Source organism: Pseudomonas brassicacearum, from assembly GCF_918698105.1.
Lineage (GTDB): Bacteria > Pseudomonadota > Gammaproteobacteria > Pseudomonadales > Pseudomonadaceae > Aquipseudomonas > Aquipseudomonas brassicacearum_F.
The window spans coordinates 1-16,029 of record NZ_CAKKMI010000112.1 but is presented as its reverse complement, the minus strand read 5'-3'; the positions used below and the strand labels follow the sequence as shown (position 1 = coordinate 16,029).

The window sequence follows — 16,029 nt, the reverse complement described above, 5'->3', positions numbered from 1 at the left end:
CCCCTAGCGTGCCCTCCCAGTTGCCGGGCCATTGCCTGGCGGATTTCCGGATTCCTGGGGAGGACCACCATGTATCACCGCACAAGCACTGCCGGGCTCGTCGGTTTCACATTCACCGCATTGGCGATGGCCATTGCCAGTGAGCGACTGAGCGCCGCCGAGCAGGCGGCCACTGAACACGTTGAAGTGGTCGGCCAGGCGGCCAGTATCGATCAGGCCCTCAAGGAACAGCGCAGCGCCGACAGCATCAAGAGCGTGGTGCATGCCGACGGCGTGGCGCAGTTGCCGGATGAAAACGTCGCTGAAGCGGTGCAGCGCCTGCCCGGTGTCAGCGTCGAACGCGACCAGGGTGAAGGCCGGTTTGTCAGCGTGCGCGGCCTGGGACCGGACCTCAACAGCGTGACCATCAACGGCACGCTGGTACCGGCCCCGGAAAGCGAGCGTCGGGCCGTTGCCCTGGATGTGTTGCCCTCGGAGCTGGTGCAATCGTTGTCGGTGATCAAGACCCTGACGCCGGACATGGACGCCAATTCCCTGGGCGGCACGGTGGACGTCAAGAGCCTCTCGGCCTTCGACCACAAGGGCCTGTTCTACACCGGCAGCAGCGAAGCCAGCTATGACAAGAACACCCGCCAGACCAGCCCGAAATTCTCCGGCGCCGTCAGTGACCGTTTCAGCCTCGGCGACGGCATCGACAACTTCGGCGTGGCCGCGGCGCTGAGCTGGCAGAAGCGCGACTTCGGTTCGGACAACGTCGAAACCGGCGGCGCCTGGGATTTCGAGCAAGGCTCGCGCCTCGAAGAGTTCGAACAGCGCGACTACGACATCCGTCGCGAGCGAGCCGGTGGCGGGTTGAACTTCGACTACAAGCCCAATGATTTCAGCAGCTATTACCTGCGCACGCTGTACAGCCGCTACAAGGACAGCGAAACCCGCAACGCCGCCAGCATTGCCTTCGAAGACCCGCAAGCCGCCGGCGAATTGGGGGATGCCGAAGGCAAGCGCAAACTCAAGCAACGTGAAGAAACCCAGGAGATCCAATCCTACGTGCTCGGTGGCGAACGCCTGTTCGGGCTCTGGACCCTGAGCGGTCAGGGCGGCTATAGCCAATCCAGCGAAGACAGCCCCGGCCACATCGCCGGCGCCACTTTCGAAGGCATCGACGGTTTCAACGGCGGCTTCTACGACAACGACAAACCGCGGCCGATCATCGGCTCGGGGTTCTACGATCCGGCCAACTTCAGCCTCGACAAGGTGGATTGGGAAGAACAGAAGACCACCGACACCGAGAAAAACCTGCGCCTGGACCTGGCCCGGGACTATGACCTGCGTGGCTATGCGTCCCAGGTCAAGTTCGGTGGCAAAGTCAGTCGACGTAACAAGGACAACGACCTCAATGCCTGGGTCTACAAGGATTTCGACGACTTGGGATTTACCGACGAGCAGTTGAACCTTGGGCAGTTCCAGAAAGGCAACGTGGACTATCGCCTCGGCCGCTTCGGCCCAGGCATCAGCGCCGATGCCATCAAGCAGCTGCTGGGCGGTCTGAATCGCGATGAGTTTTTTGACGAGCAGGAGTCGCGAGTCAACGACTTCAAGATGAGCGAGGACATCAATGCCGGATACCTGATGAACACCGTCGATATCGATGACTGGCGCTTCATCGCCGGCATGCGCTACGAAGGCACCGAGTTCGACGCCAAGGGCACCGGCGCCACCGACGGCGTCTTCACCGACACCGAGACCCGCCGCAAGTATCACCACTGGTTGCCGGGCCTGCACGCACGCTATCAACTGGACAAGAACACCCAGGTGCGTGCGGCCTGGACCAAATCCGTGGTGCGTCCGACCTTTGGGCAACTGGCGCCGGGTTTTGTCATCGACGATGACGAGGCCACCTTCGGCAACCCGGAGCTCAAGCCGCTGGAATCGAGCAACCTGGACCTGGGCATCGAGCACTTCATGGGCCACGCCGGCACGGTCTCGGCCTTCGTGTTCTACAAGGACATCAAGAACTTCGTCTACAACACCGACCTGGCCGGCACGGGCGCCTGGACCGATTTTTCAGAAGCCCACAGCTACGCCAACGGCGACAGCGCCAAGCTGTATGGCCTGGAATTGGCCTACTCGCAAAAATTCGACTGGCTGCCTGCGCCCTGGAACGGCCTGCTGCTCGGCGCCAACACCACCTTCAGCCGTTCGGACGCCGAGATCGAAGGCTTCGACCAGGCCAGTGGTACCCAGCGCAAACGCAGCATCGACTTGCCGAACCAGTCGGACACGGTCGGCAACCTGATGCTGGGTTGGGAAAACGACAAGCTGAGCCTGCGGTTGTCGGCCAACTACAAGTCGGCCTACCTGTTCGAGCTGGCGTCCATCGGCGACCGCGACCATGACCTGCACGTCGACGCCCAGACCTTCGTCGATTTCAGCGCGCGCTATTCGCTGACCAAGAACCTGCAAGTCAGCCTGGAAGCCCAGAACCTCACCGACGAACCCTATTTCGTCTACACCGGCCACCGTTCCTACAACGGCCAGTACGAAGAGTACGGCCCGACTTACAAGCTGGGGCTGACCTTTACCCATTTCTGAATCGCGAGCATGCCATTTCTGAGTTCAGCTCAATGACAAGGATTTTCCCGTTGAACACGATGTTTTTCTTACCCAAGCGCTACCTGTTGGCGATGGCGATCAGCCTGACATCAGCCGCCGCCCTGGCGGCTGCCCCAGCGCCCAAGCTAACGCTGCAACCCTGGTCTCAAGCCGAGCAACTGTCGATCAACGCCCTGGCATTCCTGCCTGGCCCTTCAACGACCGAGCGACTGGCCAGTGCCCGCGAAGGTTTGTTCTTGCTCGATGCCCAGGGTCGCGAACTGACGCGCCTGAAGGGCACCTTCGAAGGTGTCGATAGCCGTGCCCAAGGCGCGAACGTGTGGGTCGCCAGCCTCGACAGTACACGCCAGCAAGCGCTGATCGTCAGCCTCGATCCACACAAAGGTCAGTGGGGCGTGCCGGTGTACCTGCCCACGCGGGATTTCCCGGTCAACGGCCTGTGCCTGTATCGCGACGAGGCGAGCAACCTGTTTGTGTTCCTGGTCGGCGAGGAGGGCAAGGGCGAGCAATGGCTGGTAGGCAATGGCGAGCGCCTGAGCGACAGCGCGCAACGGGTGCGCGGCCTGCCATTGCCGCCGGACGCCAAGACCTGCCAGGTGCAGGACAGCGCGAATCAATTGTTCGTTAACGAGGAACGGGTGGGTTGGTGGGCCTATCCGGCGTCCTCTGAGGCCGAGACCGTCAGGGTTCCCGTGGCGATGCGTGCACCGTTCGGCGACATTCAGCAGGCGGCCGGCGCCATGGCGGTGTTGCCTGGCGGCGTGCTGGGCCTTGATCCCGAGGCCGCGCAACTGCACCTGTATCAGCAAGGCGCCGAGGGCTGGACGTCACGTGCGAAGCTAGCCCTGACGGGCCTGAAGGAACCGGAAAACCTCACAGCGCGACTGACGAAACGTGGCATCGAAGTGCTGCTGCGCGACGATGACAACGGGCACCTGTACCAAGGCGAAATCAGCTGGCAACCCACGCCAGTGCCCTTGCCGCCGGTACTGCCCACTGTGGCTGCCATCGCCCAGAGTGAGCCGGTGGCCCGCCAGGGCGATGCCGCCGATGACCCGGCGATCTGGGTGCATCCGACGACGCCCGGGCTGAGCCGGGTGCTGGGCACCAACAAGAAGCAAGGCCTGCTGGCCTATGACCTGCAAGGCAAGTTGCAGCAGGAACTGGCGGTCGGGCGCCTGAATAACGTCGATGTGCGGGCGAACTTCAAGCTGGGCACGCAAACCGTCGACCTGGCCGTGGCCAGCAACCGCGATCGCAACAGCTTGAGCCTGTTCAGCATCGACCGCACCAGCGGCGAGTTGCGCGAAGCCGGTGAGATCGCGACGTCATTGAAGGAAATCTACGGCATCTGCCTGTACCAGCCGGCCGAAGGCGAACTGTATGCCTTCGCCAACGGCAAGGACGGACGCTTCGTGCAGTACCGCCTGAGCGCGCCGGACGGTGTGGTGAAGGGCGAGTTGGTGCGCCAGTTCAGCGTCGACAGCCAGCCCGAAGGTTGCGTGGCCGATGAGCAGCGCCAACGTTTGTTTCTCGGTGAAGAGGACGTTGGCGTCTGGGCGGTGGATGCCCGGGCCGACCAACCGGCGACGTTGAACAGTGTGATCAAGGTTGGCCCGTCGTTGCACGCCGACGTCGAGGGCATGGCCTTGTACCAGGCCAACGGCCACGATTATCTGGTGATCTCCAGCCAGGGCAACGACAGCTACCTGGTGCTCGATGCCGAGCCTCCCTATGCCGTGCGCGGCGCCTTCCGGGTCGGTCTGAACGCGGCCGCGGGCATCGATGGCGCGTCGGAAACCGATGGCCTGGAGGTGACCTCGGTGAACCTCGGCGGGCCTTGGAGCCAAGGCATGCTGGTGGTCCAGGATGGTCGCAAGCGCATGCCCGAGCAGACCCAGAACTTCAAGTTCGTGCCCTGGGCCGAGGTGGCGAAAGCGCTGCGCCTGCCTTGAGCGCCGCTGTCATCAACCGGTCACGAACATTTCATCGAATAACCGCCAGACAGGAGTTTCAACCATGCAAGCCACTCTGGAACACATGACGATCTGGGGCCTGATCAGTGACGCAAGTCTGCTGGTCAAGGCGGTCATGCTCACGCTGCTGCTGGCCTCGTTATTGAGCTGGTATTTGATCATCCAGCGCAGCGCCGTGCTGCAACGCAACGAGCGCCAACTCAACGGTTTCATGCAGCGCTTTCGCAGCAGCCAGGATCTGCTGCCCCTGTATCGGGAGCACGCACAGGGTCGCGAATACGACGGTGGTATCACGCCGATTTTCCAGGCGGGTGTGCTGGCCTTCACTCAGCTCAACCAACCTTCAAGCACGCCGCAAGTGGTGCTTGAAGGCGTCGAGCGCTCGCTGCAAGTGGCGATCAGCGAACAGGAAATACAGCTGGAAAAAGGCCTGCAATTTCTCGCCACCGTCGGTTCGGTCAGCCCCTACATCGGTTTGTTCGGCACCGTCTGGGGGATCATGAATGCCTTTATCGGCCTGTCCCAAGTGCAACAGGCCAGCCTTTCCACCGTGGCGCCAGGCATTGCCGAAGCGTTGATCGCCACGGCCATCGGCCTGTTCGCGGCGATCCCGGCGGTGATTGCCTATAACCGTTTTGCCGCTCGCGGCCAGACCTTGTTGACCCGTTACTACGCCTTCGGCAACGAGTTACAGGCGCGTCTGCACCGCAAGCTGCACGGCGCCCCGGTGAACCTGGCCACGGCCGCTTGAGAGGAGAGGGCAGATGCTCGTCAAGCCACAACGCAAGCACGGTCCCAAGGCCGAAATGAACGTGGTGCCGTACATCGACGTGATGTTGGTGCTGCTGGTGATTTTCATGGTCACCGCACCGATGCTGACCCAGGGGGTGAAGATCGAACTGCCCAAGATCGCCAGCCAAGCACTGGCCAACGACAGTCGCCAGCAAATCCTCACCCTGTCGGTCAAGGCCGAAGGCGGCTATTACTGGAACCTGGGCGATGAGCTGGACACCCACCACCAGACCGACAGCGCCGTGGACCTGGAGCAGATGCGCGCCAAGGTGGCGCAGGTCGTCGCCGAGCGCAGCGATACCCAGGTGTACATCCGTGCCGACGCGCATGCCGATTACGGTCGGGTCGTTGCCGCCATGGCCGCGTTGCAGCAGGGCGGCGTGAGTAACCTGGGGCTGGTGACCGAGGCGCCGCAATGACGGCGATGATCATGCACAGTCCCGCCTTGAACGTGCCTGCACCAGGCCGCAGGTTTTGGAAAAACAGCCTGGCGGCGGGGCTCGCCGTGGCCTTGCACGCGGGTGTGGTGGCGTTGTTGGTGCTGGGTTGGAGCGTGGAGAAGCCAGCCGCCGAGGCGCCCCGGGTGTTGCGCACGCAACTGGTGATGTTGCCGCCGGCGCCCGAAGCCCTTGCCCCGGTCCCTGTCGCGCCTGTTGCACCGCCACCGGTCGAGCCGGCCTCGGCGCCGGTAGAAGCGCCGCGTCCCGCGCCCACCCAGCCGGTTGTCGACCCGCGTGTCCAGGCACAGAAACTGGAACAGGCGGCCCTGGCCCGCAAACGGGCCGAGGAGCAAAAGCGCGAGCAACAGGCCCAACAGCAGCGCGAACGCCTGGAAAGCGAACGACGCAGGCAAGACGCCGAGCAGCAGGCCGCCGAACAACAGCGCCAGGCCCGGCAGGCACAAGCACTCGCCGAGCAACGTCAAGCCGAGCAAGCGCGCCAGGCCGTCGCCGACAGCCGCAGCTACCAACCGCTGAGCAAGCAAGCCCCGGATTATCCGCAACGCGCGCTGGACAAGGGCCTGGAAGGCGATTGCACCGTGGAATACAGCGTGACACCGGACGGGCGGATCGATAACCCCAAGGTCATCGACGGTTGCCACCCCTTGTTCATCCGACCGTCCCTGGCCGCCGCCCAGACGTTTCGTTATCAGCCACGGATCATCGATGGCAAGGCGGTGACAGTACCGGCGGTGCGCAATACCTTTCACTACCGGATCAAATAATCGCCATATATTGCCCCCCGGGCAGTTGAAGCCATCTACGAACCATGTAGGAGCCGCGTAGGAGCTGTGTAGGAGCTGTCGAGTGCAACGAGTCTGCGATCTTTCCCCAAACACTTGAATCTTAAGCGAAAGATCAAAAGATCAAGAGATCGCAGGCTTCGCCAGCTCCTACAAAGCCCGCCAAGAGCCTGCCCCCCACCCATTCCATCCCGTGTTCAGACACACGCTGCATAAAGAGCTTGGATTAACGCGCGAACATTAATTAGAATCAGTCTCATTTAACACTTTGCGCAGGCTCTGGACATGTGTGATGCAGTAACGCCGACGGAGCATTCCCTCCATGCGTTGTATCGTGACCACGGTAGCTGGCTGGAAGGCTGGTTGCGGCGGCGCATGGGCAATGCCTGGGATGCGGCGGACCTGCGTCAGGATACCTTCCTGCGGGTGCTTTCCAGCTCCCAGGCATTGGTTGACCTGCAAGAACCCCGGGCGTATCTGCTGACCGTCAGCAAACGCCTGCTGAGCAATTTCTACACCCGGCGCAATCTGGAACAGGCGTATCTCGACGCCCTGGCAAGCCTGCCTGAAGCCTGTGCGCCGTCGCCAGAACAACGTTGGCTGTTGCTGGAAACCCTGCAAGCCCTGGACGAATTGCTCGATGGCTTGCCGCCCCTGGTGCGACGGGCTTTTCTCTGGAGCCAGCTTGAAGGCCTGGGTTATCGCGAGATCGCCGAACGCCTGCAAGTCTCCGAACGCACCGTCAAACGCTACATGGCCCAGGCCTATGAGCATTGCCTGTTGGTGGACTTCTGATGCGCCCAGCCCCTTCACCCGAAGCCCGCGAAGCGGCGCACGCGGCGGCTCGCTGGTTGACCCTGATGGAGTTCGACGGGGATGCGTTCGACTCGGCGGCCCTGCAACGCTGGCGCGACAGCAGCGCTCATCATGAGGCGGCCTGGCAGAAGGCCCAGCGATTGCGCCAGCGTTTTGCCGCAGTGCCCGCGTCCCTGGGCATGGCAACCCTGGACCGCCCAGTGCTGGCTCGGCGCGAGGTGCTCAAGCGCGCATTGGGCGTCGCCGCATTGGTCCCGACCGCTTGGTTGTTGGGGCGAGAGCTGCCGTTGGAGGCTTGGCGCGCTGACTTGCACACCGCCACGGGCGAGCAACGGCGCTGGTCGCTGGTCGATGGCAGTGCGCTGCAACTGAACACCGACAGCGCCGTCGACCTGGACCTCAAGGCGCGGCGCCTGGTGCTGGTGCGCGGTGAGATGGCGCTTAAACTCGCCGGGAGCGCGCCACTGTCCGTTCAATCACCTTATGGGCTTATCACGGTCAGCCGTGGCGAACTCTGCGTGTACCTGGGCGAGCGCGATTGCCGGGTGTCGGTGGTCAGCGGCTCGGCGCAACTGCAACCTCGGCGCGGTCCATTGCTGAGCTTGGAAGCGGGCCAGCAGGTCAACGTCCAGGCTTCTGGCGCGGGGCCAGTGAAGGCATTCGACGTGACACAGCTGGGTTGGCGTGACGGCGTATTGGTTGCGCAGGACCAGCCGCTGGGGCACTTCCTGCGGGAACTGAGCCGCTACCGCCCCGGCGTGTTGCGCTGGGATGAAACCCTGGAGCCCCTGCGAATCACCGGCAGCTTCCGCCTGGACAACACCGATCGAATCCTCACGCTGCTTACCGCCAGCCTGCCGCTGGAGGTGCACATGCGCACTCGCTACTGGGTCACGTTGACGCTTCGCAAAGATCTGGCCTGAGGCCGGTTGATGTCGATCAGTCAAACGCACTAAGACGAGCAGTCATACCCCCTGTGGCGAGGGAGCTTGCTCCCGCAGGGTTGCGCAGCAACCCCTAAACCAGACCCGTGGGGTGTCAGGTGATTCATTTCGCTTCATTTTGGGGGCGCTTCGCACCCCAGCGGGAGCAAGCTCCCTCGCCACAGGTGGGGGTAGCCTTGCAAGTTTCGCCAGGAATCAATCCTGAGGCCTGTCCCCTTTTTTTGTCTCGCTTGTCATTCAAGGCAACTGAACAAAAACGAGAGCGCTTTCCAATGTCCGCAGTTGTCCCTTTGCGTGTGCGTCCGGCCTTTGCCGGCCGGCGTTCGCTGTTGAACCTGAGCCTCCTGCTGAGCCTGGGTGCCAGCCCATTTTTCGCGTCATCGAGCCTGGCCGAAGAGGCTGGCCGGCGCAGTTACCAGGTGCCGGCCGGCAGCCTCGGCGCGGCGTTGACCCGGTTTGCCGGGCTGGCGGGCGTCAACCTGTCGGTGGATCCGGCCTTGGTGAATGGTCGCAACAGCGCCGGGCTTTCGGGTGAGTTTGCGGTCGAGGAGGGGTTTGCCCGGCTGTTGTCGGGCTCGGGCCTGCAATTGCAAACAGTGGGTGAGCAGGCCTACATCCTGATGCCAGCGCCAGAAGGCGGCAGCCTGCAACTGGCACCCACCTCGATTCTCGGCGCCACGGCTTCGACGGACAGCCCGGTGTACGCCGGCGGTCAGGTGGCGCGGCGTGGTTCGCAAGGCCTGCTGGGCGCGCGGGATTTCATGGAAACGCCGTTCAGCATGACCACCTACACCAGCGCGGCGGTCAAGAACCAGCAGGCGCGCACCTTGGGCGACCTGATCGCCAGCGACCCGTCGGTCCGCGCCACCAACCCGGCGGGCGGGCGCTTTGAGCAGTTCACCATTCGCGGTTTCAGCCTGTTCAACAGTGATGTTGCGTACAACGGTCTCTACGGCATCCTGCCGACCTACACGATCGACATGGAGATGGCCAAACGCGTCGATATCCTCAAGGGCCCGAGCCAGCTCATCAACGGCATCTCGCCGCGGGGCAGCGTGGGGGGCGGGATCAATGTGGTGCCCAAGCGTGCCACCGACAAGCCCATCACCTCGTTCACCGGCAGCTATGCCTCCAACAACCAGCTTGGCGGTGCCGTGGATGTCGGTCGGCGTTTTGGTGAAGATGACACGTTCGGGATTCGCTTCAATGGTGTGAAGCAGGCGGGCGACACCGAGTGGGATCACCAGAGCGTGGACCGCGAGATGGCGGTGCTGGGCCTGGATTTTCGCGGTGAGCGCCTGCGACTCTCGACGGACATCGGCCGCACTGAGCGTGACACCGACGCGCCCCAGGAACGCGTGCAGGTGGGCGCCAATGCCCAGGTTCCTCACGCCAGTGATGTGCGCGACAACTACGCCCAGTCCTGGAGCAAGGCACGCACCAAGGACACCTTCGGCACCGTGAACGCTGAATTCGACGTCAACGATTCCGTCATGCTGTATGGCGGTGTGGGGGCGCGCAAAAGCGACCACGACTTCCTTCGGCACAACGTTTCGGTGACCAACGACGCCGGTGACTTCACCGTCCAGCCCCGAGACTTTACCCGCGACGAAAATGTCCGCACGGCCACGGCCGGGGTGCGCAACTGGTTCCATACCGGACCGGTGAGCCATGAGCTCAACCTGGCTGCCAGCTATTTCTACATGGACTTCGAAAATGGCGGCGCCCGTTACGCCAACGGTCGCAGCAACCTGTATGACCCGGTGCTAACCCCGACGCCGAGCAACCCGACGCGACAGGACGACAAGGTCTACACCGAGAACCGCTTCAGTGGCGTGACGTTGTCCGACACCCTGGGGCTGTTCGACGATCGCTTGCTGCTGACCCTCGGCGCCCGCTGGCAGCGGGTGAAAGTTGACGACTGGACGAATAACGTCAAGGGCGACACCGCCTACGATGAGGAAAAGGTTTCACCGTCGGGCGGCATCTTGTTCAAGGCGACCGACAGGCTGTCGTTGTATGCCAACTACATGGAAGGCCTGAGCCAGGGCAAGATCGCGCCGTCGACATCGGTGAACGAGGATGAGATTTTCCCGCCGTTCATCAGCCGTCAGGTCGAGGTGGGCGCCAAGTATGATGCCGGCCCATTCGCCGTCACCGCCGCGCTGTTTCGGATCAAACAGCCGGCCTATGCGACCGACGCGACGACGCGTGTCTTCGGCCCGAACGGCAAGCGAGAAAACACCGGCGTGGAGTTGAGTGTGTTTGGCGAACCGCTGAAGGGAACCCGTTTGCTAGGTGGCGTTATGTACATCGACAGCGAACTGACCCATACCACCAACGGCACCTTCGACGGCAACCGCGCACCGGCCACGCCGAAGTACAACATCAACCTTGGCGCCGAGTGGGACGTGCCTACGGTACAGGGCCTGACCCTGACCAGCCGCGGCATCTACTCCAGCTCGCAATACCTGGACCAGTCCAACACCAAGGAAATCGATTCCTGGGAGCGTTTCGACGTGGGCGCCCGCTACGCATTCAAGGTCGACGAAAAACACATCACCCTGCGGGCCAACATCGAAAACGTGGCAGACAAGCGCTACTGGAGTTCGGCCGGCGCGTCGGATGACAGTGAGGCGGGCTTGACGCTGTCGACCCCGCGCACCTACCTGCTTTCCGCAACGGTGGATTTCTAGGCCGAAGTGCTGCTCCAGGGAAGGAGCGGCCTGGGTTCAGATATCGCGAAACAGATCGTGGGCATCCAACAGCCGCCAGGCGATCTCGGGGCGCTTTTCCAGCCCACGGCGGATGGCGGCGGGAATCGACTGGCGAATCTTGCGGCACAGGCCGGGCTGGTCCTGAAATTCAATGGCAATGCCGCGCATGGTCCGCACTTCGTTGTAGCCAGGCTCGACGCTCAGGCGGATCCCCAGGTTTTCGTACAGGCGTTGCTGCAGGCGCTGGAGTTCATCGAGGCTCTGGATGTTCTCCAGGCGCTCAAGCAGGCGTTTTTCTTCCTGGCGATTCAGGCACAGGATGCGCAGGTCGCTACCCGGCGCTTGCAGCAAGGCATCACGGCCACAATCGCAGACGCCGGGCGGGCAGGGGGGACGGATCGGAATCGACGCGGTCATGGGCTCCACAAAAATCTGCTGCACAACGAAACAGCGAGCTTATCGCCGGCCCAGGCAATGTGATGCCTGGCGGCATGTGGGTCAAGCCTGTTGGAGGGGCCGCTTGTCTGGCGCTGCTGTGGGAGCTTGCTCGTGATAGCGATGAGTCATCCTGCACCTTTGTCGGATTTGCCACCGCCATCGCGAGCAAGCTTTGCTCCCACAGAGCTGATGGGTACGGCCGGGAGAGCCAGGTCGGCTGTTAGACCGCCTTCGCGAGCAAGCTCGCTCCCACAATGGGATCGGAGTACAACCGGGAGAGCCAGGTCGGCTGTCAGGCCGCCTTCGCGAGCAGGCTCGCTCCCACAGTGGGATCGGAGTACAACCGGGAGAGTCAGGTCGGCTGTTAGGCCGCCTTCGCGAGCAAGCTCGCTCCCACAATGGGATCGGAGTACAACCGGGAGAGCCAGGTCGGCTGTTAGGCCGCCTTCGCGAGCAGGCTCGCTCCCACAGTTGGATCGGAGTACGACCAGAGAGCCAGGTCGGCTATAAGGCCGCCTCGGCGTGGACGTTGATCTCGGGCGCCCCGTTAACCACGCTGGCCGAACGCAGGCATTGTGGAGTGGGCAACCCGGCATGGATGCCGGGTTAGCCGCGCTGGGCCATGGATGGCCCTTCGCGGCGGCCCACGGAGCAATGCCGGAGTGAGGGCATGCCGAGCCTAGGCGAGGCACCGAGTGGTGGGGCAGAAGCGTTTTGCTTACTTTTGCGCTTCTCAAAAGTGAGCCGCCGTAAGGGCGGAACCCTAAGCCGCCGTTACCACAGTAATGGATATGTACTCAATGGAGAGAATTACAACCCCAACTCAGACAACCCCGGATGATCATCCGGCCGGCGGCCCAGCGGCCAGCGGAACTTGCGCTCGCTTTCCTTGATCGGCATATCGTTGATGCAGGCGTAGCGGTTATACATCAGGCCTTGCTCATCGAACTCCCAGTTTTCATTGCCGTAGGAGCGGAACCAATTGCCCGAGTCGTCGCGCCATTCGTAGGCATAGCGCACGGCGATGCGGTTATCGGTGAAGGCCCAAAGCTCCTTGATCAGCCGATAATCCAACTCCTTGGCCCATTTGCGGGTCAGGAACGCCTTGGCTTCCTCGCGGTTATGGACGAATTCAGCGCGGTTGCGCCATTGGGTATCCAGCGTGTAGGCCAAGGATACTTTCTGTGGGTCACGAGAGTTCCAGCCGTCTTCGGCCAGGCGAACTTTCTCGATCGCCGATTCACGAGTGAACGGCGGCAACGGCGGGCGAACTTCGGAAGAGGCAGACATGGCGGATCTCCAGTGAATTGACGAATGGCACAGTGGTTCAACGGGTCAGACGTGTAGCAGTTTTTCGAGCATGTCCTGGGCGTCGTCAGCCGCGCTGTGGTCGCCCATGACCAGCGCCACCGTAATGGCGCCGTCAATCAGGATCAGCAGCTGGCGGGCCAGTGCGTCCGGGTTCTGGACACCTTGTTCGACGCACAGCCGGGTGACGTAATCGAGCAACTTCTGTTTGTGCAGCTTCGCCACCTGGCGGACCGGATTCTGTGGATCACCGGTTTCGCCACTGGTGTTGATGAATGCACAGCCGCGGAAACCCTCGCTGTCGAACCAGCCCTTGAGCACGGTGAACAGGTTGAGCAGCCGCGCAGTTGGCGTGGGCGCCTTGTCCACTTCGCTGCTGAACCAGTGCATCCAGCGCTCGTCCCGCCGCTTGAGGGCGGCCACGATCAGCTCGTCCTTGTTGGCGAAGTAGCGATAGACACTCTTTCTGGAGACGCCGGCGGTTTTCACCAGAAGGTCCATGCCGGTGGCGGCGATGCCACTTTTATAGATCAACTTTTCGGCGACATCGAGGATGATGTCTCGTGTTTCATTACCAGTGATTTCGTTCATGAGATAAAAGTAGAATGATCGTTCTCCTTGGTCAAATCTTTTTTTCTTGAGGACAGGAAGACCCAAACCCATCCATGGTGTAAGCTCATCCGTTCTTCGGAATCGACCTTTTGCGAGCCCTATGCCGTCGCTTTTCAAACGCTCCCTGCTGCCCAAGCTGCGCAGCTTTGCACTGACCGCCGACGCGGTGACCATCCTCGATGGCGCTGCCCAATTCCGCCGTTGCCTGCTGGAGAAAATCGCCCAGGCCACCCAGCGCATCTACATCGTCGCGCTGTACCTGCAACAGGACGAGGCCGGCCAGGAAATCCTCGATGCCCTGCATGCCGCCAAGGCCGCGCGTCCGGAGCTGGATGTGGTCGTGGTGGTGGACTGGCTGCGGGCCCAGCGCGGGCTGATCGGCGCCAAGAAGCAGCCGGGCAACTCGGCGTGGTACCAGGAACAGACTCGTACCCATGCCAGCGAAGTGCCGATCTACGGCGTGCCGGTGCAGACCCGCGAGCTGTTCGGCGTGCTGCACTTGAAAGGCTTCGTGATTGACGACTGTGTGCTCTACAGCGGCGCCAGCCTGAATAACGTCTACCTGCACAAGTTCGACAAATACCGCTACGACCGCTATCACCTGCTGCAGAACACGGCACTGGCCGATTCGATGCATCACCTGGTGCAGCACGGCCTGATCACCTCCAGGGCCGTGCACCGCCTGGACCTGCCGAACCTGCCCAGCACCCGCAGTTTGCGCAAGGATATCGGCGACTTGCGCAGTCGCCTCAAGTACGCGACCTATGACACCAGCGTTGGCAGCCTCGACAAGAGTGGCCTGTCGGTAAGCCCGTTGCTGGGCGTGGGCAAGAACAATCCGCTGAGCCGAGTGATCGGTGAACTGATCGCCAGCAGTCGCCAGCAATTGACCATTTGCACACCGTATTTCAACCTGCCCCTGGCGGTGACCCGGGAGCTCAATCGCGCCTTGGCCCGTGGGGTCAAGATCGACATCATCGTCGGCGACAAGACCGCCAACGACTTCTACATTCCACCAAGCGAACCGTTCAAGATCATCGCGGCGCTGCCATACCTCTACGAAATCAGCCTGCGGCGCTTCGCCAAACGCCATCAGCGCGCTATCGACAGCGGCCAGTTGAACCTGCACCTGTGGCGTGACGGGGACAACACCTATCACCTCAAGGGTATGTGGGTCGATGAGCGCTACACCTTGCTGACCGGCAATAACCTCAATCCACGGGCCTTTCGCCTGGACCTGGAAAACGCGCTGTTGCTGGACGACCCCAAGGGCGAGTTGCTGGCGCCGCGCCAGGCCGAGCTTGAACAGATCTACCGCCACACTCGCCGGATCGAACGTTACCTGGACCTGGAAACCCTGCCGGATTACCCCGACGCCGTGGCCAGGTTCTTGAAACGGGTCAGCCGGGTGCGGATAGAACGGCTGCTTTACCGGATCCTGTGAACACCCGCGCCATGTCGAAAAAAGACACCATCTCCATCCAGTTGGTGCGTGAGGCGCTGCTGCAAAGCTGCGCCCCCGGCGCGGCTACCGATGAGGTCCTGAACAAGGTAGGCATAGACCCTGCGTTGCTCGACGACGCCCAGGCACGGGTCCCGGCCCATGCCTATGCGCGGCTCTGGCGTTTGCTCGCCCGGCGCCTGGATGACGAGTTTTTTGGCATGGACCCGCGCAAGCTCAAGTCCGGCAGCCTGGCGTTTCTCTGCCAATGCGCCATGGCCCAGCCCACGCTGGCGAGCGGCTTGACGGCGGGGCTGGGGTTTCTGTCACTGATGCTCGAACACCTGCCGGCCCAGTGGGTGCGCCAGCAAAGCCTGGCAGAGATCGTGCTGCTGGAAGACGATCAGGAGCCGCGCCGGGCCTTTACCTATTTCACCTACTGGATGATCGTCCATGGCGTGGCCTGCTGGCTGGCCGGGCGACGCATTCCCATTCTCTCCGTCGAACTGCGCTGCCCGGCGCCGGATTTCTGCGACGACTATCGGGTGATGTTTTCCCAGAACCTGCGCTTTGACCGGCCGCGTACCCGGATGATTTTCGCGGCTGAATGCCTCGACCTGCCGATCAGGCGCAACGCTGATGAGCTCAAGCGCTTCCTGGCCCAGGCCCCAGCCAACATCCTGGTCAAGTACCGCAACCCGCAAAGCCTGGCCAGCCGTATCCGCCACGACCTGCGGCAGTTGCCTGCCGAACAATGGCCGGAAACCGAGGCCCTGGCCCAGCAATTGTGCGTGTCCGCGTCCACCTTGCGCCGACGCCTGGCGGAGGAGGGCCAGACTTACCAGGGCCTCAAGGACAGCGTGCGCAAGGATCTGGCGATCACCTGGCTGGCCGAACCCTCCATCAGTTTCGTCGAAATCGCCTCGCGCCTGGGTTTTGCCGATGCCAGCTCCTTCTACAAGGCGTTTCGCAAGTGGTCCGGTTCCAATCCGGGGCATTATCGCAGCCTGATTCTCAACGACCCTGATTGATTTCGTTGAATCCGACACCGGAAATCCCTGTGGGAGCGAGCCTGCTCGCGATAGCCATCTAACCATCAACATCTGTGTCAACTGATCCACCGCTATCG

Annotated in this window: 13 protein-coding genes; 10 read left to right on the top strand and 3 right to left on the bottom strand. The window is 62.3% G+C overall.

Going from position 1 to position 16,029, the window contains the following annotated elements:
* Nucleotides 1-69: 69 nt before the first annotated feature.
* The 8 genes from LQ215_RS27625 (at nucleotide 70) to LQ215_RS27590 (ending at nucleotide 11,080) form a co-directional block, all read left to right on the top strand.
* A complete protein-coding gene (locus LQ215_RS27625) occupies nucleotides 70-2,592 on the top strand; it encodes a TonB-dependent receptor (RefSeq protein ID WP_230153455.1) in 2,523 nt (840 codons plus the stop codon).
* A gap of 50 nt (nucleotides 2,593-2,642) precedes the next feature.
* Nucleotides 2,643-4,568: a phytase gene (locus LQ215_RS27620; protein ID WP_230153454.1), complete on the top strand. Its 1,926-nt coding sequence runs from the start codon at nucleotides 2,643-2,645 to the stop codon at nucleotides 4,566-4,568.
* A gap of 64 nt (nucleotides 4,569-4,632) precedes the next feature.
* Entirely contained in the window at nucleotides 4,633-5,340 is a 708-nt protein-coding gene (gene tolQ / locus LQ215_RS27615) for a protein TolQ (protein ID WP_230153453.1), read from the top strand.
* Between the two features lie 13 nt (nucleotides 5,341-5,353).
* Nucleotides 5,354-5,800, top strand: coding sequence for a protein TolR (tolR, locus tag LQ215_RS27610; RefSeq protein WP_230153452.1), 447 nt, complete (start codon nucleotides 5,354-5,356; stop codon nucleotides 5,798-5,800).
* A complete protein-coding gene (locus LQ215_RS27605; RefSeq protein ID WP_230153451.1) occupies nucleotides 5,797-6,606 on the top strand; it encodes an energy transducer TonB in 810 nt (269 codons plus the stop codon). The genes tolR and LQ215_RS27605 overlap by 4 nt, the downstream gene beginning before the upstream one ends.
* A 303-nt stretch (nucleotides 6,607-6,909) precedes the next feature.
* Entirely contained in the window at nucleotides 6,910-7,419 is a 510-nt protein-coding gene (locus tag LQ215_RS27600; RefSeq protein WP_230153450.1) for a sigma-70 family RNA polymerase sigma factor, read from the top strand.
* Entirely contained in the window at nucleotides 7,419-8,363 is a 945-nt protein-coding gene (locus LQ215_RS27595) for a FecR domain-containing protein (protein WP_230153449.1), read from the top strand. The genes LQ215_RS27600 and LQ215_RS27595 overlap by 1 nt, the downstream gene beginning before the upstream one ends.
* Before the next feature lie 293 nt (nucleotides 8,364-8,656).
* A complete protein-coding gene (locus LQ215_RS27590) occupies nucleotides 8,657-11,080 on the top strand; it encodes a TonB-dependent receptor (protein ID WP_230153448.1) in 2,424 nt (807 codons plus the stop codon).
* A 36-nt stretch (nucleotides 11,081-11,116) separates the two neighbouring features.
* Here the strand turns inward: LQ215_RS27590 and LQ215_RS27585 are convergent, their stop codons facing one another.
* From LQ215_RS27585 to LQ215_RS27575, 3 genes are all read right to left on the bottom strand, one after another.
* Nucleotides 11,117-11,518: a hypothetical protein gene (locus LQ215_RS27585; protein ID WP_003202036.1), complete on the bottom strand. Its 402-nt coding sequence runs from the start codon at nucleotides 11,516-11,518 to the stop codon at nucleotides 11,117-11,119.
* 831 nt (nucleotides 11,519-12,349) lie between these two features.
* Nucleotides 12,350-12,829 (bottom strand): DUF1348 family protein, encoded by a 480-nt coding sequence (locus LQ215_RS27580; RefSeq protein ID WP_230153447.1) that lies wholly within the window; start codon nucleotides 12,827-12,829, stop codon nucleotides 12,350-12,352.
* Nucleotides 12,830-12,874: 45 nt separating this feature from the next.
* Entirely contained in the window at nucleotides 12,875-13,438 is a 564-nt protein-coding gene (locus LQ215_RS27575; protein WP_230153446.1) for a TetR/AcrR family transcriptional regulator, read from the bottom strand.
* Nucleotides 13,439-13,559: 121 nt separating this feature from the next.
* Here LQ215_RS27575 and pssA point away from each other — a divergent pair, with 121 nt between their 5' ends.
* A complete protein-coding gene (gene pssA / locus LQ215_RS27570) occupies nucleotides 13,560-14,903 on the top strand; it encodes a CDP-diacylglycerol--serine O-phosphatidyltransferase (protein WP_230153445.1) in 1,344 nt (447 codons plus the stop codon).
* 11 nt (nucleotides 14,904-14,914) lie between these two features.
* Nucleotides 14,915-15,931, top strand: a complete 1,017-nt coding sequence (locus LQ215_RS27565; RefSeq protein ID WP_230153444.1) for an AraC family transcriptional regulator — start codon at nucleotides 14,915-14,917, stop codon at nucleotides 15,929-15,931.
* Nucleotides 15,932-16,029 lie beyond the last annotated feature (98 nt).